17 protein-coding genes and 1 other RNA gene are annotated in these 23,080 nt (G+C 66.3%); 12 read left to right on the top strand and 6 right to left on the bottom strand.

Annotated elements, in window-relative coordinates; genetic code table 11:
- The first annotated feature begins 85 nt into the window (after window positions 1–85).
- Window positions 86–523, top strand: a complete 438-nt coding sequence (locus tag XarjCFBP7645_RS20910; RefSeq protein ID WP_104538991.1) for a hypothetical protein — start codon at window positions 86–88, stop codon at window positions 521–523.
- 634 nt (window positions 524–1,157) lie between these two features.
- Here XarjCFBP7645_RS20910 and XarjCFBP7645_RS22050 read toward each other — a convergent pair.
- Window positions 1,158–2,501 carry a hypothetical protein gene (locus XarjCFBP7645_RS22050; RefSeq protein ID WP_258079596.1) on the bottom strand — a complete coding sequence of 448 codons (1,344 nt, stop codon included), beginning with the start codon at window positions 2,499–2,501 and terminating at the stop codon, window positions 1,158–1,160.
- Window positions 2,502–2,760: 259 nt separating this feature from the next.
- A complete protein-coding gene (locus tag XarjCFBP7645_RS20895; RefSeq protein ID WP_104538990.1) occupies window positions 2,761–3,426 on the bottom strand; it encodes a hypothetical protein in 666 nt (221 codons plus the stop codon).
- Window positions 3,427–3,711: 285 nt separating this feature from the next.
- Here XarjCFBP7645_RS20895 and XarjCFBP7645_RS20885 point away from each other — a divergent pair, with 285 nt between their 5' ends.
- Window positions 3,712–4,332, top strand: coding sequence for a DUF4142 domain-containing protein (locus XarjCFBP7645_RS20885; RefSeq protein WP_104538988.1), 621 nt, complete (start codon window positions 3,712–3,714; stop codon window positions 4,330–4,332).
- Between the two features lie 173 nt (window positions 4,333–4,505).
- Here XarjCFBP7645_RS20885 and XarjCFBP7645_RS20880 read toward each other — a convergent pair whose 3' ends face one another.
- Window positions 4,506–5,396 (bottom strand): hypothetical protein, encoded by an 891-nt coding sequence (locus XarjCFBP7645_RS20880; RefSeq protein ID WP_104538987.1) that lies wholly within the window; start codon window positions 5,394–5,396, stop codon window positions 4,506–4,508.
- Between the two features lie 350 nt (window positions 5,397–5,746).
- Between XarjCFBP7645_RS20880 and XarjCFBP7645_RS20875 the strand changes: the two genes are divergently transcribed.
- From XarjCFBP7645_RS20875 to XarjCFBP7645_RS20835, 10 genes are all read left to right on the top strand, one after another.
- Window positions 5,747–8,863, top strand: a complete 3,117-nt coding sequence (locus XarjCFBP7645_RS20875; protein ID WP_047124517.1) for a maltotransferase domain-containing protein — start codon at window positions 5,747–5,749, stop codon at window positions 8,861–8,863.
- Complete coding sequence (gene treS / locus XarjCFBP7645_RS20870) at window positions 8,860–12,210, top strand: maltose alpha-D-glucosyltransferase (RefSeq protein WP_104538986.1); 3,351 nt, start codon at window positions 8,860–8,862, stop codon at window positions 12,208–12,210. The genes XarjCFBP7645_RS20875 and treS overlap by 4 nt, the downstream gene beginning before the upstream one ends.
- A gap of 11 nt (window positions 12,211–12,221) precedes the next feature.
- A complete protein-coding gene (gene glgB, locus XarjCFBP7645_RS20865; protein WP_104539022.1) occupies window positions 12,222–14,405 on the top strand; it encodes a 1,4-alpha-glucan branching protein GlgB in 2,184 nt (727 codons plus the stop codon).
- Between the two features lie 233 nt (window positions 14,406–14,638).
- Window positions 14,639–14,797 (top strand): hypothetical protein, encoded by a 159-nt coding sequence (locus XarjCFBP7645_RS21790; protein WP_166775291.1) that lies wholly within the window; start codon window positions 14,639–14,641, stop codon window positions 14,795–14,797.
- Entirely contained in the window at window positions 14,794–15,093 is a 300-nt protein-coding gene (locus tag XarjCFBP7645_RS20860) for a hypothetical protein (RefSeq protein ID WP_104538985.1), read from the top strand. The genes XarjCFBP7645_RS21790 and XarjCFBP7645_RS20860 overlap by 4 nt, the downstream gene beginning before the upstream one ends.
- Entirely contained in the window at window positions 15,083–15,355 is a 273-nt protein-coding gene (locus XarjCFBP7645_RS20855) for a hypothetical protein (RefSeq protein ID WP_104538984.1), read from the top strand. Before XarjCFBP7645_RS20860 ends, XarjCFBP7645_RS20855 begins: the two co-directional genes overlap by 11 nt.
- On the top strand, window positions 15,352–16,914 hold the full coding sequence (locus XarjCFBP7645_RS20850; protein WP_104538983.1) for a PepSY-associated TM helix domain-containing protein: 1,563 nt from the start codon (window positions 15,352–15,354) through the stop codon (window positions 16,912–16,914). Before XarjCFBP7645_RS20855 ends, XarjCFBP7645_RS20850 begins: the two co-directional genes overlap by 4 nt.
- A gap of 147 nt (window positions 16,915–17,061) precedes the next feature.
- The gene (locus tag XarjCFBP7645_RS20845; RefSeq protein WP_104538982.1) at window positions 17,062–17,529 is read left to right on the top strand and encodes a metallophosphoesterase family protein; all 468 of its coding nucleotides are present in this window, start codon (window positions 17,062–17,064) and stop codon (window positions 17,527–17,529) included.
- Window positions 17,530–17,615: 86 nt separating this feature from the next.
- Window positions 17,616–17,691: non-coding RNA, sX9 sRNA (locus tag XarjCFBP7645_RS20840), on the top strand.
- 252 nt (window positions 17,692–17,943) lie between these two features.
- The gene (locus tag XarjCFBP7645_RS20835; RefSeq protein ID WP_104538981.1) at window positions 17,944–19,092 is read left to right on the top strand and encodes an aldo/keto reductase; all 1,149 of its coding nucleotides are present in this window, start codon (window positions 17,944–17,946) and stop codon (window positions 19,090–19,092) included.
- 81 nt (window positions 19,093–19,173) lie between these two features.
- On the opposite strand, the gene XarjCFBP7645_RS20830 is transcribed toward XarjCFBP7645_RS20835, so the two are convergent.
- The 3 genes from XarjCFBP7645_RS20830 to XarjCFBP7645_RS20820 all read right to left on the bottom strand — a co-directional run bounded on the left by XarjCFBP7645_RS20830 (window position 19,174) and on the right by XarjCFBP7645_RS20820 (window position 22,988).
- Entirely contained in the window at window positions 19,174–20,100 is a 927-nt protein-coding gene (locus XarjCFBP7645_RS20830) for a rhamnogalacturonan acetylesterase (protein ID WP_425512817.1), read from the bottom strand.
- A 189-nt stretch (window positions 20,101–20,289) separates the two neighbouring features.
- Entirely contained in the window at window positions 20,290–21,912 is a 1,623-nt protein-coding gene (locus XarjCFBP7645_RS20825) for a carboxylesterase/lipase family protein (RefSeq protein ID WP_104538980.1), read from the bottom strand.
- Complete coding sequence (locus XarjCFBP7645_RS20820) at window positions 21,909–22,988, bottom strand: alpha/beta hydrolase (RefSeq protein WP_104538979.1); 1,080 nt, start codon at window positions 22,986–22,988, stop codon at window positions 21,909–21,911. Before XarjCFBP7645_RS20820 ends, XarjCFBP7645_RS20825 begins: the two co-directional genes overlap by 4 nt.
- Window positions 22,989–23,080: the final 92 nt, after the last annotated feature.

Below are 23,080 nucleotides of genomic sequence, written 5' to 3'. Positions count from 1 at the left end.
TGGGATCTCTCTGACGACGCATTCATACCCATACCGTCGCCACTGTGCGGCGCGACGTACCTCTGGTGTCAGGCGCCAAAAATATATGATCGCAATCGAGTTTGAACCACCAAGCGTTTCCTCCTGCGAGTGCTGCGGGAAAGAGACCATTCGCCTCACGCGTTTCGTTACAGATGACGGTAACGCGCACGCTGTTTACTACCTTCAGTACACGCCCGGGCACGAACCGGAGCATATAAGCGGTTTGATCAGCCTCGGCGAGTGGGGTGAATCGGCCTCGCCAGCAGATCGCATTGCATTTCCGTTCCGCCTCTGGGCCACCGAGGGGACGTATAACGTTGGGCTCACCGATGCCGCAGAGTCGCCATGGTCCAAAGCAACGTTTCTTGGGGCCGTGCTCGACCGGGCCCAGGCACTGAATCACCCGTGGTGCAAGGAGGTGTTTCATATCACGGATCACATCACTAGCCAGGATCCAGAGGCAATTGCATTTCTTGCTGGGAAGCATCAACGGAGCGCCTGACAACTCGCTCAGGTAGGAATTGCCTCGCTGCAGCACTTACGTCCCGGCTATCACACCATGCTCGCCTGTCACCCCGTCTTCCTACGTCATCGGCGCATCGTAAGTAGGAGTGAATCGAGATTTGCTGTGCTTGCGGTGAGGAGAGAGCTTTGTCGTCTCGATACAGCAGATTGCAGGTTTCCTGGTAAGCAAAAGGGACGAGGATTTCATGGCCTTCTGCGTTGATTGGAGACACTAGATAGTTATGGCATACAGACCAAGCCCTACTGGTTTCCTGCTCTGGCTACTTGCACTCGCAGGCGTAGTGGCCGGTTGTGTAGTGCTTGCGACCCATCGGCCGCCCCTGGTTACACCTGGCATCTGTAAGCCGCTACCTGCAGGCATCAAGAAGATGGGGCGAGCGCTTGCTCCTCCAGCGGCAGCTACGGCGCTAGGTCCGCACAGTCAGGAGGAAACCGAATTACGAAGCGCCATGCAGCCCGGTGACACGGTTCATGAGTTTGAGACGGAAGTGACGGGTGGGCACCTGGTTATGCGGGGAAGGTGCTACATCGGTCAGACCATTGGTTGGATACGCTGAGCGCCTGCACGTACTGCAGGTCTTGAGATTTGGCTGGTGCACCGAAGCAGGGACTCATTTGTTGAGCACCTTGGTTGTCCATATCTGGTCGTAATCGGCATTGTGTGCCTTGGTGAATCCGTTGGCATCGCTGCGCCCATCGTCGACTTTCTGGCCATCCTTGTAGATCACGTAATGGCGCCCGCCGGCAGCTTGGTCGCCGTGGTAATGCAGCTGCATCCGGTACACCAGCCTGCTCTCTTCTACTGCTGGCGTCGCCTGTTGATGTTCACCGTTGCTGGCCATCGGCTTTATCTGTAACAGCGGTGTCGCCTGCTGCGGATGGGCCACGACCCAGTGCCTGAAGTTGGCCTGGTCCTGCGCTGACGTTTGCCCGGACGCTGGCCAGATGTAGAGAAACGTTGCCGGGGTATTGGGTGCTGTATTAACGGCCGGCATGTGCCACTCATAGACCTGTTGCTTGCCGTCGGCTGTCGTCATCTCGAGCAGGCTGGCGCTGCCTTGCGATGGATTGCCGTCAGCGCCCGACAGTTCACTGATCGGCGCGAGGCGGGAGTCCGGTACGGCGCCCGCCAGTGCGAGCAACAGATCGCGCTGGTTTGTCACTTCCTGTTCGTTCAACGACAGCGAGCGCAGGTAGCGCGAACGCAGACTGAAACGGTAGCGCGTTTCCTGCAGGGTGAATTCTCCCTCGACTCTGGATGCCTCGTGCCAGTCGTGTCCGGGTGCCAGATTGACGGTGCCGTGCATGACGCAAAACCCCTGCTGGGACTGTGCCGCTGGCGGGAAGGGGGATGCGCTGCTGGTGATCGAGGCCAGGATTTCCTTGGTGCGCCGTTCGGTGATGTGCTGCAGGCGGCTGATCGCCGTCTTCTGGAAGCGAAAGGTGGTGCCGTCGCGATGGGCGAAGCCGGTGACCTGTACGACGTTCGGGTCGAGCGGCAACGCGTCTTCCGCGTGTGCGACGATGACCTTGCCATCGTCCTTTGACAGCGTTTCCACCGGCTTGATCAGCTGGCGTACCTTGCCATCGCTGGCCGGCGCTTGTGCGGTCAGCAGGCGCTGCGCATAGCTGACCGCGTCTTCGCGGTAGGTATCGATGTCGCCCCAGTAAAACTGCGCGGAACTTCCCAGAAAATGCAGGGGCAGGTTGGGCGTCACGGCAAGACGCCCGATGCAGTAACTTGTGTCGCCAGGATTGCCCGCCGATGGCGGCAACGGTTTGTGGGTGGTGTTGGTTGTGCTGCAAGCGGCAAGCAACGCCACGGAAAGAAACAGGAGTGCGCGCAGCGGGCGCGTGGCGGAACGTCTCAACGCAATTCCTTCAAAACAGCAATCGGCAATGATAGATGACGCCGGTCTACGCGGTGCGTCACCCCTGACAAGGTCTTCTGGCACGTCCTGCTGCTATCACCATCCATTGGACTTATTGCGGGATCGAGCGAGCCGAACCCGTTCTGGTCGTCGCAGGCCACCGGGAACGGCACTATGCCGCCTCGCATCGGCTTTATGCCGCGCCGTGGTTGATGGCGTGCCTGCTTCCGCTGGCTGGGGCGTGTAGGGCTGCATTGGGATGGGCCAGTGGTTGGAGGTCGCGCAACCACCTGTGCGCCTTCCCCTGCAGGCGTGCGGCGCACCGGGGTGACTAGGCTTGCAATCACTTCTTTCGGTACACCCCGCCGAAGGAAACGTTCATTCCGCCGCATTCCAGGTTGTCGTCGGCCAGCAGCATGTCGCCCAGCAATTGCAGGCGCACCTTGCACGTGTCCTCGTTGACCTCGACGCGGTTGCCTTCTGGATAGCCGCGTGCGGTGACCGAGCCCGTATGCGGGCCGCCCGGCGTCTGTTCCGGGTCGGGAAAGGCGCTGGGCCAGTACGCATCGCCGTTGACGGTGATGCTGCCGTCTGCGTTGGTGGTCAATTGCAGCGTGTTGTCGCCGTCGTGCCAGTGGCCGTTCCATGCCTGCGGTGTGGGTGTGGCCGCGCTTGGCTGCATCTGCAGGCTGGACTGTGCGACCCAGCCAGCATTGCCGCCTCCCTTGTTGGGATAGAGCACGCAGACGTAGGCATTGCGGCGCTGCGCCGTCAGGACGATATCGTTCTTGACCACGTAGGCGCGCCCCTGGCATGCGGCCCCGCCCGTGTCCGGGCAGCCATCGGTGTCCTTGAGCAGGTACAGGCGCGGCGGGATGACCTTGCCGAGTGAGAACGCCACCGGGGCGCTGGTGAACACCCCATTGCGGCAGGTGGCATCGTCGTCGGCAGCCGCGGCGTGGACCAGTGGCGAAACGCCCAACAGGGCAAGTATCCAGGCCTTGTGCATGGCAATGACTCCAAATGTGGCGCGGTAGTGTGCGGCAAACCGGGCTGTCTTTCAGCGGGAAAGTGCCACCACACGCCACGCATGCCACAGCCGCGCTGACCACGTCCAGGTCCACGCCTGCGCGCAAGCGCGTGCCGCCGATTGCGGCGTGGTGCCGCACATGGTGCGGCGTTGCGCATTCGCTCCGCGGGCGATGCCTACGTCCGAATAACGCAATGGGCGTGTATGAGTCTCCTTCACCTGGGCAGGCAGATGCTGCTGTCTCCAATCGAGAGGGAGTGGAGCATGAAACAGTCACTGTTGGTCCTGTCCATCGTCGCGGCGCTGGCGCTCGCTGGCTGCAAGCCGAATGCCGACAAGGAGGCCGCGGCCCCCGCCGCGTCCACCGAGCCGACGCCGACCGGTGGCGCGGCGACCCCGACCACGCCGCCTGTTGGCGAAGCCAGCCCGGCGCCTGAAGGCGCGGCACGCGTGAGTTCCGGGGACGACATCGCCCTTGGCTTGCTCGGGGCGGTGGATAACCACGAGATCGCCGCTGCGAAGCAGGCGCAGGACAAGAAGGTCACCGGCGCGGTGCTGGACTACGCGAAGATGATGGAGAAAGAGCACACCGAGAACCTGGAAAAGACCAAGGCGCTGGGAACGCTGGGCGGAACCCCGGACGTCAAGAAGCTGGAGAGCAAGGGCGAGCAGGACCTGTCCACGCTGGGGCAGAAGTCCGGCAAGGACTACGCGGCGGCCTACATCGATGCAATGATCGCCGGGCACAAGGACGCGCTGCAGCTGATCGAGACGCAGATGATGACGGTGGCGTCGACCGAGCCGGTGAAGCAGCACCTGACCGAGACCAAGACGCACGTCGAGCAGCACCTGGCGAAGGCGGAAGCCATCAAGAAGGCAATGTGAGCGTGGGCGTGGCAGATCGCCGGTCTGCCACGCCTGGTCTGCAAGCGGCGAGTGAGTGCGACGTCGCCATTTTGAGCTTCAGGGACCTGCGCGGACGTCGATCAAACGTTCTCTGGCGATGCGTTCGAGCCCACTTCGCGTTGCCGCAAACGTGATGGCAAGCGACCTCCTGCTCAGCGGCACCGATCGAAGGTTCTGACGCGCGTTTGCTCCGCAATGATGAGGCGATCTTCCATCTGGCTGAGGACGAAGACCGCAGGAACGTCCTTCTTAGACGCGTTGGCAGACGCGGTGATGATGCGCCATGTCCATGGTGTGCGTGCCAGCAGCGTGACCGCGTTGGGCCAGAGGTCTTCGCCCTTGCCGGTCATGTGATCCCAGTCGAACTGGATGAGGTGCTTGGGGTCCGCTGTCTCGGCGTCGCGGCAGACGACCCCCGCGGTGACCCAGGCACCTCGCAGCTGCTCGGGGAAATGGGCCTTGGGGACGTGTGGTTCGTGGCTGTCAGCGTCGGTAATGCGCGTCAACGCGCCTGGCTTCCAGGTGTACGTCCAGCTGTAGCGGCCGGGGGCGGGACAGCGCTGCGACCCGTCCGGATTGGGTTGTTCCCGTTTGCAGATCGGCGAGTTCTCCTGCACGACGAACACGACCTCGATGCGGTTGCCCTGGACTGCAAGAGTCATCACTTCGCCAGGAATCTGCTCGCTGGCGTCTGGCGTGTAACCGGTCCTGCGTGCCCTGGTTCGCCATTCGTCGGTCGGAGCACTGACGTTGGGTGCCTTCCTGGGTGGGTGCTTGCGCAATACATCGATGCTGTTGGGGCAGTCGGAAGTGGAACCCGAGCAGTACGAAGAACTCAGATAGACGATCTCATCGACTCCATCCTTGTCCAGGTCGACGATCTGGACGAAGCCGGCGTAGTCCTCCTTGACGATGTCGTCGTTGACGCTGACGTCTTGCCAAAGCCCTACGATCTCTCCGGCACGGCTCGGGCTCAGCCTCTGATCCTTTGCCGTTGCAATTGTGGCGATGGCCAACAGTGCCGCCATGACGTAGCTGCGCATCCTTGCTCTCCCTGCAGGTTGAGGCCATAGCCTACAACCCTTGGGAGTTGGCCAGCGCTGCCTGAGCCCTCACCACTGCCGCGCTTGTTTGATTTTCGTCAATTCCACCGACACATGAAATTCGCAGTGGGGGTGCTTGACTGCATCGGTCAAGAATCGTTGCGGAGTTGCGCATGAGTGCAGTCACGGTAGAAAGGGTCGACCAGGCCTTGAGTAGGCAGGGGTCGATCCGGACGGGAGTTGGACTGGTGCGTCGTGACCGAGCGCCGGTGGATCTGCGGGGTAGGTCGGCCCGCGTCGTCTCCTTTGTCACGGTGCGTGCGCGCGCCGTGGTCTGCTGAGGGGGCGCCATGCGGATCTGTGTTCTCAATGAGGCAACCGGCGAGCAGGCCGGGCTGGAGCAGCGCTGCAAGTCGGCGCGTGAGGCGGGCTTTGACCATGTGGTGCTCGCGCCGCCATTTGCACGCGACGCCGAAGGCCGGCTAAGCGAGGTCGCCACCACCGGCGAGGAAGACGCGCAGCGTCTGCGCGAGGTGGTGCAGGCCGCGCACCGGGCCGGCGTGAAGCTGCTGCTCGATGTGCGCCTGGATGAAGTGGGCGGCGCCAGCGCCGTGGTGCGCGACAACCCGCAGTGGTTCCGCGCACGCAGCACGGCGGTGCCGGACCCGCGCCAGCCGCGCGCCACGCCCGAAGTGGCCGAGGCACGCTTTACCTATGCGCAGGAAGGTGCGGCGCTGGTGGAGTGGTGGAGCGCGCGCTTGCTGGACTGGGCATCGCAGGGCGTGGCCGGCTTCCGCCTGTTGCAGCCGCAGCAGGTGCCGGCGCAGCGCTGGCGCGAGTTGATCGCCCGCGTGCATGCGCAGGCACCGGAGGTGGTGTTTGCGGCGTGGACGCCGGGCCTGGGCATCGAGGCCTTGCAGCAACTGGCCGGTGCCGGGTTCGATGTGGCGTTCTCCTCGCTCGCATGGTGGGACGGCCGCGGCAGCTGGTTCTTCGACGAAGACACGGCACTGCGCGCGTTGGCGTCGCAGGTTGTCGCAGTGGTGGGCGCGCCCGATGGCAAACGTGCGGCCACTGCCGGGCAGCACTGGCAACTGGCCCAGGCACTGGGCGGGGCGTGGCTGCTGGACGAGACGCAGCTGGAGACAGTGCCCTTGTCGATCAGGGCCCGCGATGGCGTGCCGCCCAGCAATGCCGGCCTGCGGTTGCGTCCGCTGCTGCGCGAGGGCACTGGCCTGACGGCGGTGGCGATCGAGCCGCTGGGTGGCTTGCCGTCGCTGCTGTTGATCAATGGCGATGCCGATCATGTGGTGCCGGTCCCGGCGCCGGATCTGCTGCGCCTGCTCGGCGATGCCGAAGCACTGGTGGGCGAGGATGGCAGCACGCTCTCCGGCGCGACGCTGGAAGCATTGGAGCCGGGCGAGGTGCGGGTCTATCGCAGCGTGCCGGCACGGCACGTGCTGGCGGTGCCGCGCATGCGTCCGCGCCCGCAGACCGCGGCCGCCTGGCCGCGCGTGTGCATCGAGTCGGTGACCCCGTCGGTCGATAACGGCCGCTTCCCGGTCAAGCGCACCGTGGGCGACCGCATTTGCGTGGAAGCCGATGCGTTCTGCGATGGGCACGACCGCATCGCGGTGGCGGTGCTGTGGCGCCCGGCCGATGCCAAGACCTGGGTCAGCGCGCCGATGCGTGCGTTGGGCAACGATCGCTGGCGTGCAGAGTTCCCGCTGGAGCGTATCGGCACTTATGAGTTCCGGGTGGAAGGCTGGCGCGATGTGTTCGCCACCTTGCATGCGGACCTGGAAAAGAAGCGCGCCGCCAACACGGTGCTGCCGGTGGACGTGCAGGAAGCGGTGGCCGTGGTGCAGGCCGCGCATGCACGCAGCAGCGGTGCCTTGGCCGAGCGCCTGCAGGCCGTCCTCACCCGCATCGGTGCGCAGAGCGAGCCGCTGCAGCAGCTGGCGATCGTGCTGGAGCCGGACACCGCGCAGGCGATGGCAGCAGCCGACGACAAGCCGTTCCGCTCCGAGACGCCGGTGACCTTCCGGGTGGAGTCCGAGCGGCGCGCGGCGCATTTCGCCAGCTGGTACGAATTGTTCCCGCGCTCGCAAAGCGGCGATCCGCAACGGCACGGCAGCTTCGACGATGTGATCAAGCGGCTGGCGCATATCCGCGCGATGAACTTCGACGTGCTGTACATGCCGCCGATCCACCCGATCGGCGCGAAGAATCGCAAGGGCCGCAACAACTCGGTCACCGCGGTCGATGGCGAGCCGGGCAGCCCGTATGCGATCGGCGCGGCCGATGGCGGGCATACCGAGGTGCATGCCGAGCTCGGCGGGCTCGAGGGCTTCCGCAGGTTGATCCAGGCCGCACGTGCGCATGGGCTGGAAGTGGCGCTGGACTTCGCCATCCAGTGCGCGCCGGATCACCCGTGGTTGAAGGACCACAAGGACTGGTTCACCTGGCGCGCGGATGGCTCGATTCCGTATGCGGAGAACCCGCCGAAGAAATACCAGGACATCGTCAACGTCGACTTCTATGCCAGCGGCGCGGTGCCGGACCTGTGGAACACGCTACGCGATGCGGTGCTGTTCTGGGTCAACGAGGGCGTGACGCTGTTCCGCGTCGACAACCCGCATACCAAGCCGTTCCCGTTCTGGGAGTGGTTGATTGCCGATATCCGCGGGCGCCGGCCGGATGTGGTGTTCCTGTCGGAGGCCTTCACCCGGCCGAAGATGATGTACCGCCTGGCCAAGTGCGGTTTCTCGCAGTCCTATACCTACTTCACCTGGCGCAACCACAAGCACGAGTTGCAGGAGTATGTGGAAGAGTTGAACCAGGGCGTGCCGCGCGAATGCTTCCGCCCGCACTTCTTCGTCAACACGCCGGACATCAATCCGCTGTTCCTGCAGACCAGCGGGCGCAACGGGCATCTGATCCGCGCCGCGCTGGCGACCACGCTGTCGGGGCTGTGGGGCATGTATCAGGGCTTTGAGCTGTGCGAGGCCACGCCGCTGGCGCCGGGCAAGGAAGAGTATCTGGACTCGGAGAAGTTCCAGCTGCGCGCCTGGCCCGAGCGTGCGCCCGGCGACATCGTCGATGAGATCACCCGCTTCAATCAGCTGCGCCGCATGCACCCGGAGCTGCAGTCGCACCTGGGCACGCGCTTCTACCAGGCGCACAACGACCAGGTGCTGTACTTCGGCAAGTTCCTGGATGCCGGCTACCTGTCGCGCAGCCGCAGCATGGTGTTGGTGGCGATCAACCTGGACCCCAACGCTGCGCAGGACGTCGCAATCGAAGTGCCATTGTGGGAGTTGGGCCTGCCCGATCACGCCAGCGTGGCGGTGGACGACCTGTGGGACGGCCATCGCTTCACATGGCAGGGAAAACAGCAACACATCCGTTTAGAGGCGACGCGGCCGTTCGCGTTATGGCGCATCCGCGCAGGAGAGGTCGCATGAATGCAGTCCCATCGTTACAAGCCGACGCGGAACAGTCCGCGGTGGTTGCAGACCAGCTTTGGTACAAGGACGCGATCATCTACCAGGTGCACGTCAAGTCGTTCTTCGACTCCAACGACGATGGCATCGGCGATTTTCCGGGGCTGATTTCCAAGCTGGACTACATCGCCGAACTCGGCGTGGACACCATCTGGCTGCTGCCGTTCTACCCCAGCCCGCGCCGCGACGACGGCTACGACATCGCCGAATACATGGCGGTGCATCCGGACTACGGCAGCATCGAAGACTTCGAGCAGCTGGTGGCGCAGGCGCATGCACGCGGTATCCGCATCGTCACCGAGCTGGTGATCAACCACACCTCCGATCAGCACCCCTGGTTCCAGCGCGCACGCACTGCGCCGGCCGGCTCGCCGGAGCGCGACTTCTATGTGTGGTCGGACACCGACCAGGAATACGAAGGCACGCGGATCATTTTCTGCGATACCGAAAAATCCAACTGGACCTGGGACCCGGTGGCCGGGCAGTACTTCTGGCACCGCTTCTACTCGCACCAGCCGGACCTGAACTTCGACAACCCCGCGGTGCTGGAAGCGGTGCTGGAAGTGATGCGCTTCTGGCTGGACCGCGGTGTGGACGGGCTGCGTCTGGATGCGGTGCCGTACCTGATCGAGCGCTCCGGCACCTCCAACGAGAACCTGCCGGAAACCCATGCGATCCTGCGCAAGATCCGCGCCACCCTGGATGCCGAATACCCGGACCGCATGCTGCTGGCCGAGGCCAACATGTGGCCGGAAGACACCCAGCAGTACTTCGGCCAGAACGCCGACGAATGCCATATGGCGTTCCACTTCCCGCTGATGCCGCGCATGTACATGGCGATCGCGCGCGAAGACCGCTTCCCGATCACCGACATCATGCGCCAGACCCCGGAGATTCCGGAGAGCTGCCAGTGGGCGATCTTCCTGCGCAACCATGATGAGTTGACGCTGGAAATGGTCACCGATTCGGAGCGCGATTATCTGTGGCAGACCTATGCCGCCGACCGCCGCGCACGCATCAACCTGGGCATCCGGCGCCGGCTGGCGCCGCTGCTGGAGCGCGACCGCCGCCGCATCGAGTTGATGACCTCCCTGTTGCTGACCATGCCCGGCACGCCGGTGCTGTATTACGGCGACGAGATCGGCATGGGCGACAACATCCATCTGGGCGACCGCGATGGCGTGCGCACGCCGATGCAGTGGTCGATCGACCGCAATGGCGGCTTCTCGCGCGCCGATCCGGCGCAGCTGGTGCTGCCGCCGGTGATGGACCCGCTGTACGGCTTCCAGGCAGTGAATGTGGAAGCGCAGATCCGCGACCAGCATTCGCTGCTGACCTGGACCCGCCGCGTGCTCAGTGTGCGCAAGCGCTACCAGGCCTTCGGCCGCGGCAGCCTGCGCTTTCTGTATCCGGGCAACCGCCGCATGCTGGCCTACCTGCGGTGCTACCAGGACGAGACGGTGCTGTGCGTGGCCAACCTCTCGCACACGCTGCAGGCGGTGGAGCTGGACCTGTCCGAGTTCGAGGGCCGCGTGCCGGTGGACATCATCGGCGGCGGCAGCTTCCCGCCGGTCGGGCGGTTGACCTATCTGCTCACCGTGCCGCCGTTCGGCTTCTACGCGTTCCAGCTGGTCAGCGAAGGCACCTTGCCGGACTGGCATGTGCCCAGCCCGGTGCCGTTGCCGGACTACCGCACGCTGGTGTTGCGCAGCGACACCGACGAGAGCAATGCGCTGCTGCCGCATCTGCCCACACTGGAAGCGGAGATCCTGCCGGCCTGGTTGTCGGCACGGCGCTGGTTCTCGGCCAAGGATCAGGCGCTCAAGCACGTGCGCATCTCGCGCCGTACGCCGCTGCCGGGCGCCGAGCCGATGAGCCTGCTGGAGCTGGAGGTGGAGCTGGAGGATGGCCGCCACGAGAGCTACATGCTGCCGGTGGGCATCGTGTGGGAGCGCGACCAGCCCAGCACGCTGGCCGAGCAGCTTGCGCTGGCGCGCGTGCGCCAGGGCCGCGAGGTGGGCTACCTCACCGATGCCTTCGCGCTCAAGCCGATGGTGCGCGGGGTGATCGACGCCTTGCGCGACAACGCCGCGCTGGACTTTTGCGATGGCGACGACGTCTCGCAGCAGGGGCAGGTGCGCTTCGAAGCGACACCGGCGCTGGCCACGCTGGAGATCCCGCAGGATCCGGACATCCGCTGGCTGTCGGCCGAGCAGAGCAACAGCTCGCTGGTGGTCGCCGACAAGGCGGTGTTCAAGCTGCTGCGGCATGTGGCCAACGGTGCCAACCCGGAGATCGAGATCGGCCGTCGCCTGACCGAGATGGGCTATGCCAATGCCGCGCCCTTGCTGGGCAGCGTCAGCCGCATCGATGCGCAGGGCACCATCACCACGATCGCACTGCTGCAGGGCTTCATCCGCAACCAGGGCGATGCCTGGCGCTGGACGCTGGACCATCTGGCGCGCAGCTTCGACGAGTACGCCACCGCGCAGACCGACGAATCGCGTGCCGAGGCCATCGCCGGTTACGACGCCTTCGCCGCGGTGGTCGGCAAGCGCCTGGCGGAGTTGCACGAGGCCTTGTCGCGCGACACCGACGATGCCGACTTCGCCCCGCAGCGTATCGATCTTCCGACCGCCAACGATGTGGTGGCCTGCGTCGCACGCCAGGTCGAAGAGATGTGGGACACGGTCAATGCACGCCTGGCCGGCAGCGACGATGCGACCGAACGCGAAGCGCTGCAGGCGGTGCTGGCCGAGCGCCCGCAGCTGGATGCCTTGCTCGCCCAGGCACCGAGCGTGCTGGCCGATTCCTTGCTGACCCGTGTGCACGGCGATTTCCACCTGGGCCAGATCCTGGTGGCCTTCGACGATGTGGTGCTGATCGACTTCGAAGGCGAGCCGGCCAAGCCGCTGTCCGAGCGGCGCGCCAAGGCCAGCCCGCTGCGCGATGTGGCCGGTTTCCTGCGCTCGCTCGATTACGCCAGCGAAGTGTCGGCACGCGGCGAAGAAGGCACCGCCGCGCGCGCCGGCGTGGGCGTGGACACGCATCTGGACGAGTTCCTGGTGCAGTTCCGCCGCCGTTCCACACAGGCGTTTCTGGACGCGTACCATGCCGTGCTCAATGCCAGTACGCACCCGTGGATCGCACCGGCAGCGTTCAACGCGGCCACCTTGCTGTTCCTGGTGGAGAAGGCCTGTTACGAGGTGCGCTACGAGGCTGCCAACCGCCCCGGCTGGTTGATGGTGCCGATCGAGGGCTTGCGACGCATCCTGCACCGTGCGCGCGCTGGTGCGGGAGACACATGATGAGTGGAGTGATGACAGCAGTGACCAATCGATGGGATCCCGGCGCGGCACGCGCCCTGGCCGAGGCACGCCATGGCGACGCATTCGCCATCCTGGGCGCGCACCCGACCGACAGCGGTCGGGTGCTGCGCACCTATCAACCGGGCGCCGCGTACGTCAATGCCGTGCTCGACGACGGCCAGGTCATCGCGCTGGAGGCGGGCCCGGAGCCGGGCCTGTTCGCTGGCGCGTTGCCGGCGCAGGGCGGCTACCGCCTGCGCATCGGCTGGCCAGGCGGCGAGCAGGATACCGCCGACCCGTATGCGTTCGGCCCGCAGCTCAGCGACTTCGACCTGCACCTGATCAGCGAAGGCCATCACCTGCAGTTGGCCGATGCGCTCGGCGCCAACGCGGTCGAGGTGGACGGCGTGCGCGGCACGCGCTTTGCGGTGTGGGCGCCCAATGCCACGCGCGTGGCGGTGGTGGGCGATTTCAACAGTTGGGACGCGCGTCGGCATCCGATGCGGCTGCGGCACCAGTCCGGCGTGTGGGAGCTGTTCGTGCCCGACGTCGGCCCGGGGGCGCATTACAAGTACCAGCTACGCGGCCCGCAGGGGAACGAGTTGCCGGCCAAGGCCGACCCGGTGGCGCGGCGTGCCGAGCTGGCGCCGGGCACTGCCTCGATCGTGGCCGACCCCACCCCGCATCAGTGGAGCGATGACGGCTGGATGGCCACGCGCGCGCGCCGTCAGGCGCACGACGCGCCGATGAGCATCTACGAGATCCACGCCGGTTCCTGGCTGCGCGAAGAAGGCATGGACCTGGACTGGGATGGTCTGGCCGACCGCCTGATTCCCTACGTGGCCGATATGGGCTTCACCCACGTGGAGCTGATGCCGGTGACCGAGCATCCGTTCGGTGGCTCGTGGGGCTATCAGCCGCTGGGCCTGTTCGCGCCGACCGCGCGCTTCGGCTCGCCGGATGGCTTTGCCCGCTTCGTCGATCGCTGCCACCGCGAAGGCATCGGCGTGATCGTCGACTGGGTGCCGGCGCATTTCCCCACCGACGCCCACGGCCTGGCGCATTTCGACGGCACCGCGCTGTACGAACATGCCGACCCGCGCGAAGGCTTCCACCGCGACTGGAATACGCTGATCTACAACCACGGGCGGCGCGAGGTGTCCGGGTTCCTGATCGCCAGTGCGCTGGAGTTCCTGCAGCGCTTCCACGTCGACGGCCTGCGCGTGGATGCGGTGGCCTCGATGCTGTACCGCGACTACAGCCGCAATGCCGGCGAGTGGGTGCCCAATATCCATGGCGGGCGCGAGAACTACGAGACCATCGCCTTCCTGCGCCGGCTCAACGAGGTGGTGCGCGAGCACACGCCGGGTGCGGTGATGATTGCCGAGGAATCCACCGCGTTCCCCGGCGTCACCGCCGACGTGGCGCACGGCGGCCTGGGCTTCCACTACAAGTGGAACATGGGCTGGATGCACGACACCCTGCATTACGCGGCGCTGGATCCGATCTACCGCCGGTACCACCATGGCGAGCTGACCTTCAGCATGGTCTACGCGTATTCGGAGCGCTTCGTGCTGCCGATCTCGCACGACGAAGTGGTGCACGGCAAGGGTTCGTTGCTCGGCCGCATGCCGGGCGACGACTGGCAGCGCTTTGCCAACCTGCGCGCCTACCTGGGCTACATGTTCACCCACCCGGGGCGCAAGTTGCTGTTCATGGGCTGCGAGTTCGGCCAGCCCACCGAGTGGAACCACGACGGCGGCATCCCCTGGCACCTGCTCGACGACCCGCGCCATCGCGGCGTGCAGACCCTGGTGCGCGACCTGAATCGGCTGTATGTCGAGTCCCCCGCGCTGCACGCGCAGGACGACGACCCGGCCGGGTTTGCCTGGGTGGTCGGCGATGACGCGGCCAATAGCGTGGTCGCGTTCCTGCGCAAAGGCAAACGCGGCGATGCGCCAGTGCTGGTGGTGATCAACTTCACCCCGATCGTGCAGCACGGCTACCGCATCGGCGTGCCGCAGGGCGGCCAGTGGCGCGAGGTGTTCAATAGCGATGCCGGCATCTATGGCGGTGCGAATCTGGGCAATGGCGGTGTGGTGAGCGCCGAGCAGCAGTCCATGCACGGCCACGCGCACTCCCTGCCGCTGCTGTTGCCGCCGCTGGGCGTCATCGTGCTGACGCCGCAGGGCTGATGCAGCGCACACGGCGCCGGACCGCTGGTCCGGCGCTGTGGCACCTGTTAGATTGCGCGCCGTAGAGCGGCCAACACTTCGCTGCAGGCGCCCACCGGGCTTCGCAACAGGGGTGTTAGCCGCTACGTAGGCAGCCCGGGAAGGGCTGCCGGGCACAGCCGCCGCCATGCCTTCCGTCGACCGTGTGTACGGGAGTGTTGTGCGTGGGCGTCTTGATGGCGGTGACTTCTTCGATGGTTGAGCCGTTTACCCATGTGGTGCGCATCGCTGGATGCGCGCATGCACTGGTGTGGGTTGCACGTTCGCTGTGTGTCGGCGCGCGGCATGGCGGCATGTGGCCGGTGCAGCTCGGTGTGTTGCCGTTCTCCGATGCAACGCAGGCGCAGGCATGAGCGGTTTGATGACCTGGTTTTATCTGCTCACCGCTGCGGCGTCGTCGCTGGCGTTCTACCTGGCAACACGGCATCAGCGCCTGTGGCCGCAGCGTCGGCTGTCGGCGCGCGCGCTACGCATCGGCGCCAGCGCATCGCTGCTGCTGTCGCTGGGCTGCGCCATGCAGGCATTGGGAATCTGGGCCGGCGTCTTCGCCGCAGTCACGGCGCTGATGCTGGTGGCGGTGGCGCTGCCGTATCTGGATACCTGGCAGCAGGCGCGTGCGCAACGCAGGCAGGTGCGCGATGTGGGCTAGGTGGCTGGCCGCGGTGGTACTGGGCCTGCCGCTGGCAGTCGGCGTGGTGGGCCTGTGCGCCCTGTTGCTGCCGGGGCCGCAGCAGAGCTACACGCTGGCATGGTTGCTGCTGATGTTTCCGGCATGGGTGGGTGCGATGGCGCTGCCGTTCGCGTTTCGCAGCGCAGCGCGCGCCTGGGTGGTGCTCGGTGGGTTGACGCTGCTGTGCTACCTCGCGCTTGCAGGCATCAAGGCATTGGGCTGGACGGAGCTGGGTGCATGAAAGCATCGACCTTGCGCGCGTTTCTGTCGGTCCACAGTTGGATGGGCTTGTTGGCCGGCATGGCCTTGTTCATTGCCTTCTATGCCGGCGCCATCACCGTGTTCACGCACCAATTGAGCGGCTGGCAGGCCACGCCGCCTGTCACACAGCGTGCGCCGGCAGATCCCGTCGCCGCCACGCAGACCCTGCTGGATGCGGTGATCGCACGGCATCCGCAGGTGGCCGAATCCTTCCTGGTGCTGCTGCCCGGCGAGCACGGGCCGACTCCGCGGCTGTACTGGCATGGGCCGCAGGCCGAGGCCAGTGGCGGCATGCGGCAGTATCAACAGGCCGCCGATGGCCGCCTGCTGGAACTGCCGCAGCGCGTGGGCTTTGCCGACTTCCTCTACGACCTGCACTTCACCGCCGGCCTGCCGCGCGCGTTCGGCACCTATCTGTTCGGCGTGGTGAGCGTGCTGTACGGGCTGGCGCTGCTCAGCGGGGTGGTGTTGTACGCGCCGGTGTTCTTCAAGGACCTGTTCGCGCTGCGGCCGGGCCATAACCTCAAGCGGCTGTGGCAGGACGCCCACAACGTGGTCGGCATGTTGTCGCTGCCGTTCCATGTGATCTTTGCCTGGTCCGGCGCGGTGTTGTGCCTCGGGGTGCTGCTGCTGGCGCCGTTCCAGTTCCTGGTGTTCGACGGCAAATTGATGAAGATCCTCGCACCGGAGTTCGAACTCACGCCCCATGTGCAAGCGGCCAGGCGTGCGGCACCGGTGTTGCCGCTGGAGGTGCTACTGGACAAGGCGCGCGCGGCCAGCTCGGGCTTTGTACCGGAGAGCATCGGGTTTCACGATGCAGGCGATGCCAATGCACGCGCGGAAGTGTATGGCCATCACGATCAGCGCCGCCTCAACACGCTCGGTGGCGTGGCATTGGACGCGGCAACCGGCCAGGTCCTGCGCGTGCTCGAGCCAGCGACGATGTCGACAGGCACGGCTGCCTTGCGCGGGCTGCAAGGGCTGCACTTCGGCAACTTCGGGCATGCGCCGGTGCAGTGGTTGTATTTCCTGCTCGGGTTGGGCGGTGCGTTCCTGTTCTACAGCGGCAACCTGTTGTGGATCGAGACACGCCGCAAGCGTCGGTTGGTGGATCAACCGCGCCGCACCCACGCGATGGCGCGCCTGACCATCGGCGTCTGCCTGGGCAGCGTCGCCGGCATCTCCGCCTTGTTCATCGCCGCACGCTTGCTTGCGCAAGGACAGGAGCGTTATGTCTATTACGCGGTCTTCGCGGCCGTGCTGGTGTGGGCGCTGGTCCGCCCCACCGCACGTGGTGCGTACGAGGTCTTGCTGGCCTGCGCTGTCCTCACGGCGCTGATTCCGCTGGCCAGCTGTGTTTCGGCACATGGCGTGGTGCTGCCGTGGCAGGACGCGACGGTGCTGGTCGTGGACCTGATCGCCTTGGTGTTGGCATGGGCGTACTGGCAACTGGCGCGTGCGAGCAGGCGGCGCGGACTGCAGGGCGACCCCAACAGCGTCTGGGCGTGGAACATGCGCCCGATGCACCGCGCCGATTGATGCCCGGTACGCCACGGTGTGCCGGACAACACCTGCGGCGTCGCGCTTGGTCGCTGGCCATGCTGCTGGCCCAACAACCTGGCCCGTTGACGCAACGGCCTCACCCGGCAGTGCATCCTGATCGCCCGCCACCTTCGCCCACACCCGATGACGGCTGTCGCCTTACGCATTGGCCTGATCTCCGACACGCATGGCCTGCTGCGGCCCGAGGCGGTGGCTGCATTGCAGGGCTGCTCGGCGATCATCCATGCCGGCGATGTGGGCAAGCCGGAGATCCTCACTGCGCTGCAGGCGCTGGCACCGCTGCATGCGATCGCCGGCAATATCGATAACACGCCGTGGGCAGCGCAGCTTCCGGAAACGCTGGATCTGCTGCTCGCAGGCGTGCGGATCCATGTGCTGCACGATCTGAAAGCGCTGGCGGCGGGTGTTGCTGCAGATGTGATCATCTGCGGGCATTCGCACAAGCCATCGATACACACGCGCGACGACGTGCTGTACATCAATCCGGGCAGCGCCGGCCCCCGTCGCTTCAGCCTGCCGATCAGCGTGGGCACGCTGTGGCTGGGCGGTGGCCCGCCGCGTGCGCAGCTGCAGCTGCTAGAAATACGCTGATGCAAGTTGGATCCGTGCAACGGAGATTTGCGCCGGGATCTAGAGCGGCTAGCAAAACGACTGCACCGCCGCTGCTCGGAAGCGGCATGTGCCACGCGTACACTGCAGTTCTGAGTGCGCGCCAGAACCCACCTCACCACCGCTTGCGATGTCGTGTCAGCTGCTCTTGGACAATGCCGAGCGATGAGGTGCATCGGCCCGACACACAGGCCACTTCAGCATGCCCTGAGCATGCGGTGCATGCGATGACCGCCAGCAGCGACCGCTGACAACCCGCGCTGACGTGCCTGCTTGTGCAAACCTGCACGCGAGCCGTTCGTTGCCTGCATGTGTAGGCCCCCGGCCCCTGCGCTGACCTTGTCTGCACGCAGGCGGGACCATCCTGGTGCATCGCGTCGTTGCAAGGATTTCTCCATGAATACCCGTCGCCAGTTCCTCTCCGCCGCCGCTGTCGGCACCGCCGCATTGGCCGCCGCCCCGTTGTTGGCGCAAACCTCCGCACCCGGCAGCGTGATGCCCACGCGCGGCAAGGCCGCCGCATCCGCGTTGCCGACCAATCCCGCAAGCAAGGGCGCACGCTATCGGCCTTCAAGTCGACTGGGTTTTGGTGGCGTGGCAATCGGCAATGGCTTTGCGCCCACCAGCGATGCGCAAAGCGAAGCGACCCTGGCTGCGGCGTGGGAATCGGGCGTGCGGTACTTCGATACCTCGCCGTGGTACGGCCTGGGCCTGTCTGAGCGCCGTACCGGGCACCACCTGCACAATCACGCTGCAGACGACTATGTGCTGTCGACCAAGGTCGGGCGCCTGCTCACCGCCACCGACAAACCGCCGAAGACGATGTGGCAGCAGCCGTCGCCCTTCGACTATCGCTACGACTACAGCGCCTCCGGGGTGCGTCGCTCGATCGAAGACAGCCTGCAGCGGCTGGGCGTGTCGCAGATCGATATCGCCTACATCCACGACCTGTCGCCGGAGAACGAGAAAGACCTCGGCATGCCATGGGAACAGCGTTTTGCCGAAGCGGTGAAAGGCGCGATGCCCGAGCTGACCAAGATGCGCAAGGAGGGCCTGATCAAGGCCTGGGGCTTTGGCGTCAATCGCCCCGAGCCGGCCCTGCGTGCGATCGAGGAGGCCGACCCGGACATCTTCCTGCTGGCCTGCCAGTATTCGTTGCTCGACCACGCGCGCGCGTTGCACGACACCTTCCCGAAGATCGCAAAGCATGGCGCGTCGGTGGTGGTCGGCGCGCCGCTATTGGCGGGCTATCTGGCCGGGCGCGAGCGTTATCTCTACGACGGCACCGTACCGGAATGGGCGCCGGCCATGCGCCAGAAGGCGCTGGCCATCTGCGAGCGCCACGGCGTGGATCTGCGCACGGTGTCGCTGCAGTTTGCCGCTGCACCCAAGGTGGTGTCGGCGGTGATTCCGGGCGCGCGCACGGCCGAGCAGGCGCATGCGAATGCGGCCTCGATGCGCGTGGCGATTCCGGCAGCGGTGTGGGAAGAGCTCAAGCGCGACCAGGTGATCGAAGCGGACGCACCGGTGCCTGTTCTGGGCTGAGGCTCACGCGTGGTGAGGGTGCCATCGCAAACGCCTGCGCTTGCGATGCATCACGTCGCGCACCACGCACCACGTCACCCATCACGGAAGCAGCAGCGGCCGCAACGCAGGCACCTGCCTGGCCAGTTCGTCGGCGACAATCGCCGCTAACAGATCGGCGCCGTCGGCACCCAGATGGGTGTAATCGAATGCCAGCTTGGCCTGGCCCATCGGCTCGGCGCTGGCGTTGTCCTGTGCACGCGCAGCGGCAACAGCAGGCGTGGCTGACGTCGATGTGGTCTGCGCCGGTGTCTTGCCCATGGTGGTACCCGATTGCGCGGCAAGCACCTGCTCCGGATCGGCCGGCCGCTGCGCCAGGCGCATTGCCAGCACCGGGCCCATGCCTTGCACCAGGGCGCGGCTGCGCGCATGCAGGTCGATCAATGGCACCTGCAATTCCTGTGCGAGTTTGCGCGTGGCCTCGGCCCAGGGCGCCAGATCGTCCAGCAACTGGCCGCGCGCGAACTGCCGCCGCGTCAACGGTGTGACCAGTACCGGAATCGCACCGGCAGCACGCGCCTCGGCCACATAGCGGCGCAGGTTGGCGGGGAACTCGGTCGCCAGGTCGGTGGAGCGCCCCGGCTTGCCCGGTTGATCGTTGTGGCCGAACTGGATCAGCACGTACACCTGGCGATACCCGCCGCTGCGCAGCTCGTGCAGCGCGATCTCCCACGAACCTTCGGCACGGTAGTTGGACGTGCTGCGGCCGCCGCGCGCCAGATTGAGGCAGCTCAGAAACGAGGTCACATGCTGCGCGCAAAAGCTCGGCCCCCAGCCGCCCTGCACGGCGGTGGTGGAGTCGCCGACCAGGACGATCTTGCTGGCGGCAAGCGAAGCCGCAGCGGCCGGCGCGGCGGGCGCAGAGACGTTGGCGGTCGATGCCCCGGACCCGAGCGGCGTGTCGACCCGCGCGGCAGCGGCAGCATCGGCAAAGGGCAGGCAGGCAGCGGCCAGCGCTGTCAGCAGCATCGGTGCAACAACACAGTCCTTACGCATGCATCACCTCGAAAACGACTGAAACACTGCTGCGCGCTCGTCGGAGGGGGCGGCCAGCGCTGCGGAATTGGCGTGTCCTGCGCAGACCTCCCGGTCTGGGACGTTCGTACAGGTGTGGCGACCGCAGGCCACGTGCTGATCGCCCCGCCGCAACGAAAGCGCTCAGAACGTACCGCGTTGGACGAAGGGCGCCTGCTGGTAGAGCCGCCGTTCGCCGCCGCGCGGGTCGTTGGCCATCCGGCTCGGCACATCGAACAGCAACGTGTCGCGGTGCTGCAGCGAGTACTGGCGCCAGCGCGGCAGGCCGCGATGATTCGGGTCGCCATGGCGTGCGAAGGCGAGCAGCGCCTCGCTCATCTGCTCGGCCATGCGCTGCGCATCGGCGCCGTCGCCGGTGCGCGAGCCGGGCTGCGCAATGGTGTCGAAGACCAGCGGGATATCCAGCGTGTGGAAGGCGCCGAACTTGCCGCCCTCCAGCGGCGAGCCCCAGTCCAGCTGATACACCCAGGTCGGCGCGCCCTGGCGTGCACGCGCCTCGGCCTCCTCGACCGCACCGCGCCACGAGCGGCCGGCGGTGGTGGCGGCAAAGAACACGTCCGAGGGCGAGTAGTGCGGATACAGCCGGCGATATTCGGCAATCACCACCTGCGGCAGCAGGTCGACGTACTGCTGCGCTTCCAGCCTGGCCGGCAGCTCGTCCCAGCTCAATGCGAAGTTCTTCGCGTCGTTGCCGAGAAACGCGCGGGTCTCGTCGCGGGTGTTGCCGATCACCAGCGGAATGCTGGCCGATTGCAGTGGTGCGGTCGGCCAGAACGGATGCACCGGCACATTGCGTGCATCCAGTACCGGGCCGAAGTACAGCGCGCTGTTTTCCACCCGCGAGGGGTCGCGCAGCTGCGCGGCAGCCAGCAGCTGCGCAACCGGCAGCGTGCGGATGCGCGCAAGCGCGCCAGGCGCAAGTTTCAATGCATCCAGCAGCAACTGCGCACGCTGCGTGGCCGCACGCGGGCCGGCCACGGTGACCTGTTGCCCGCTCATGGTCCAGGCGCGGTGGAACAGGCCGCGTGCTGCCGGCATCGCCATCAGGGTGGCGATCTTGGCGCCGCCACCGGACTGGCCGAACACGGTGACATTGCCGGCATCGCCGCCGAATTCGCCGGCGTGCTGGCGCACCCACTGCAGTGCCTGGATCAGGTCCAGCTGCCCGGCATTGCCGGAGTCGGCAAAGCCGGCATCGCCCAGCTGCGCCAGCGACAGGTAGCCGAACAAGTTGAGCCGGTGATTGACGGTGATCACCACCACATCGCCGCGTTTGCACAGGCGCGCGCCGTCGTACAGCGGGTCGCTGCCCGAGCCGGTGGTGTAGCCGCCGCCGTGGATGTAGAACAGGATCGGGCGCTTGCCGCCATCGCGCAGGCCCGGCGTCCACACGTTGAGGAACAGGCAGTCCTCGCTGGTGGGCTCGCTGGCCTTGAGCTGCGGCGCCGCCGCAGCATAGGCGCTGGCCTCGCGCACGTGCTGCCACGGGCTTTCCGGCAGCGCTGCCTGGAAGCGCCGCGTGGCAGTGTCGCCGCCATAGGGGATGCCCTTGAACACGCAGATGCCCTGGTCGCGATAACCGCGCAAGGCGCCGCCACGCACGCGCGCCAGCGGCGCGCTGTCGTCGCGCGGCGGCGGGGGTGCGGCGGCGCCAGCAAAGCCGGGGAGTGCTGCCGCGGCAGTGACAAGCAGGCCGCCACGCAGCAGCGTGCGTCGGCGCGCGTCGGGCGTGGACGGCGCTGTCATCGCGCGGTGTCCTGCGCCGGTCCCGATGCAGGTGCAGATGCAGATGCCGGCGGCTGCGCCTTGGCGACATGCGCGATCCAGGCCTGGGCCAGCTGCGGCCAGGCGGCCACGGTCAGGCCGCTGCCGCTGGCGGTGCCGAAGCCATGGCCGCCCTGCGGGAAGACGTGCAGCTCGCTCGGCACACCGGCGCGCAGCAGCGCGTCGTGCATCAGCAGGCTGTTGCGCACCGATACCACGGTGTCGTCCTGCGCATGCAGCAGAAAGCTGGGCGGGGTGCGTGCATCCACATGCAGTTGCGGCGAATACGCGCGCACCTGCGCATCGCTGGGACTGCTGCCGAGCAGGCGCTCGCGCGAGCCGGGGTGCGCGTTGGCGCTGTCCATGTTGATGACCGGGTAGATCAGCAGCGCAAAATCCGGCCGCGCGCTCAGTGCATCGGCCGCATCCACCTTGGGGTAGACCTGCGCGGCGTAGCGGGTGCCCAGGCTGGCGGCGACATGGCCGCCGGCCGAGAAGCCCATCACCCCGACCCGCTGGCGGTCGATGCCGTAGCGGGCGGCGTTGGCGCGGATCAGCCGCAGCGCGCGCTGTGCATCGGCCAGCGGCACGTCGGCGCCATTCGGGTGCCCTTCGTCAGGCAAGCGGTAGCGCAGCACGAACAGGGTGATGCCGGCCTGGTCGACGAAGCTCGGCACCAATGCGCTGCCCTCGTTGTCGAGCACGATGCGCTGGTAGCCGCCGCCGGGGGTGACCAGCAGCGCGGTGCCGTTCGGCCGCCTGGGCCGGTAGACCACCAGGTAAGGCGTGCTGATCTGCTGGATGTAGCGATCGGGCAGGGCAGGGTCGCTGCTGCGTTGGACGATGCGCTGTGGCTCTTTGAGCGCCTTGTCTCCCGGTGCAACTCCCTTGGGCCACAGCGGGATCCGGCTGGCCTGCTCGGCAGCGGTATCGGCGCCGGGCACTTCGGCGGCCAGTGCCGGCCCGGCCAGCAGCGATCCCATCACCACCACCGTCATGCACCGGCGCATGACCTTCGAGAACGCGGCAAGAGCGCGCATCTGGCTTGTCTGTTCCATTCACCCCTCCCAGGGTTGCTGCGTTGCTGCGGCCGGTTTTGCCGCACTGCACATTGCCAATGACACCGGTTTACCATATACAGCACACCGTG

The sequence above is a fragment of the Xanthomonas arboricola genome (assembly GCF_002940665.1).
In the GTDB taxonomy this organism is placed as follows: domain Bacteria; phylum Pseudomonadota; class Gammaproteobacteria; order Xanthomonadales; family Xanthomonadaceae; genus Xanthomonas; species Xanthomonas arboricola_B.
Note: the sequence above shows the minus strand (reverse complement) of the source record. Positions and strands in the feature narration are given on the sequence as shown.

Excerpts from the sequence above, each read along its gene's own strand:
- XarjCFBP7645_RS20910 (WP_104538991.1), top strand. The coding sequence starts at position 86 with ATGATCGCAATCGAGTTTGAACCACCAAGCGTTTCCTCCTGCGAGTGC.
- XarjCFBP7645_RS20895 (WP_104538990.1), bottom strand. The coding sequence starts at position 3,426 with ATGCACAAGGCCTGGATACTTGCCCTGTTGGGCGTTTCGCCACTGGTC.
- XarjCFBP7645_RS20885 (WP_104538988.1), top strand. The coding sequence starts at position 3,712 with ATGAAACAGTCACTGTTGGTCCTGTCCATCGTCGCGGCGCTGGCGCTC.
- XarjCFBP7645_RS20880 (WP_104538987.1), bottom strand. The coding sequence starts at position 5,396 with ATGCGCAGCTACGTCATGGCGGCACTGTTGGCCATCGCCACAATTGCA.
- XarjCFBP7645_RS20875 (WP_047124517.1), top strand. The coding sequence starts at position 5,747 with ATGCGGATCTGTGTTCTCAATGAGGCAACCGGCGAGCAGGCCGGGCTG.
- treS (WP_104538986.1), top strand. The coding sequence starts at position 8,860 with ATGAATGCAGTCCCATCGTTACAAGCCGACGCGGAACAGTCCGCGGTG.
- glgB (WP_104539022.1), top strand. The coding sequence starts at position 12,222 with ATGACAGCAGTGACCAATCGATGGGATCCCGGCGCGGCACGCGCCCTG.
- XarjCFBP7645_RS21790 (WP_166775291.1), top strand. The coding sequence starts at position 14,639 with ATGGTTGAGCCGTTTACCCATGTGGTGCGCATCGCTGGATGCGCGCAT.
- XarjCFBP7645_RS20860 (WP_104538985.1), top strand. The coding sequence starts at position 14,794 with ATGAGCGGTTTGATGACCTGGTTTTATCTGCTCACCGCTGCGGCGTCG.
- XarjCFBP7645_RS20855 (WP_104538984.1), top strand. The coding sequence starts at position 15,083 with ATGTGGGCTAGGTGGCTGGCCGCGGTGGTACTGGGCCTGCCGCTGGCA.
- XarjCFBP7645_RS20850 (WP_104538983.1), top strand. The coding sequence starts at position 15,352 with ATGAAAGCATCGACCTTGCGCGCGTTTCTGTCGGTCCACAGTTGGATG.
- XarjCFBP7645_RS20845 (WP_104538982.1), top strand. The coding sequence starts at position 17,062 with ATGACGGCTGTCGCCTTACGCATTGGCCTGATCTCCGACACGCATGGC.
- XarjCFBP7645_RS20835 (WP_104538981.1), top strand. The coding sequence starts at position 17,944 with ATGAATACCCGTCGCCAGTTCCTCTCCGCCGCCGCTGTCGGCACCGCC.
- XarjCFBP7645_RS20830 (WP_425512817.1), bottom strand. The coding sequence starts at position 20,100 with ATGCTGCTGACAGCGCTGGCCGCTGCCTGCCTGCCCTTTGCCGATGCT.
- XarjCFBP7645_RS20825 (WP_104538980.1), bottom strand. The coding sequence starts at position 21,912 with ATGACAGCGCCGTCCACGCCCGACGCGCGCCGACGCACGCTGCTGCGT.
- XarjCFBP7645_RS20820 (WP_104538979.1), bottom strand. The coding sequence starts at position 22,988 with ATGGAACAGACAAGCCAGATGCGCGCTCTTGCCGCGTTCTCGAAGGTC.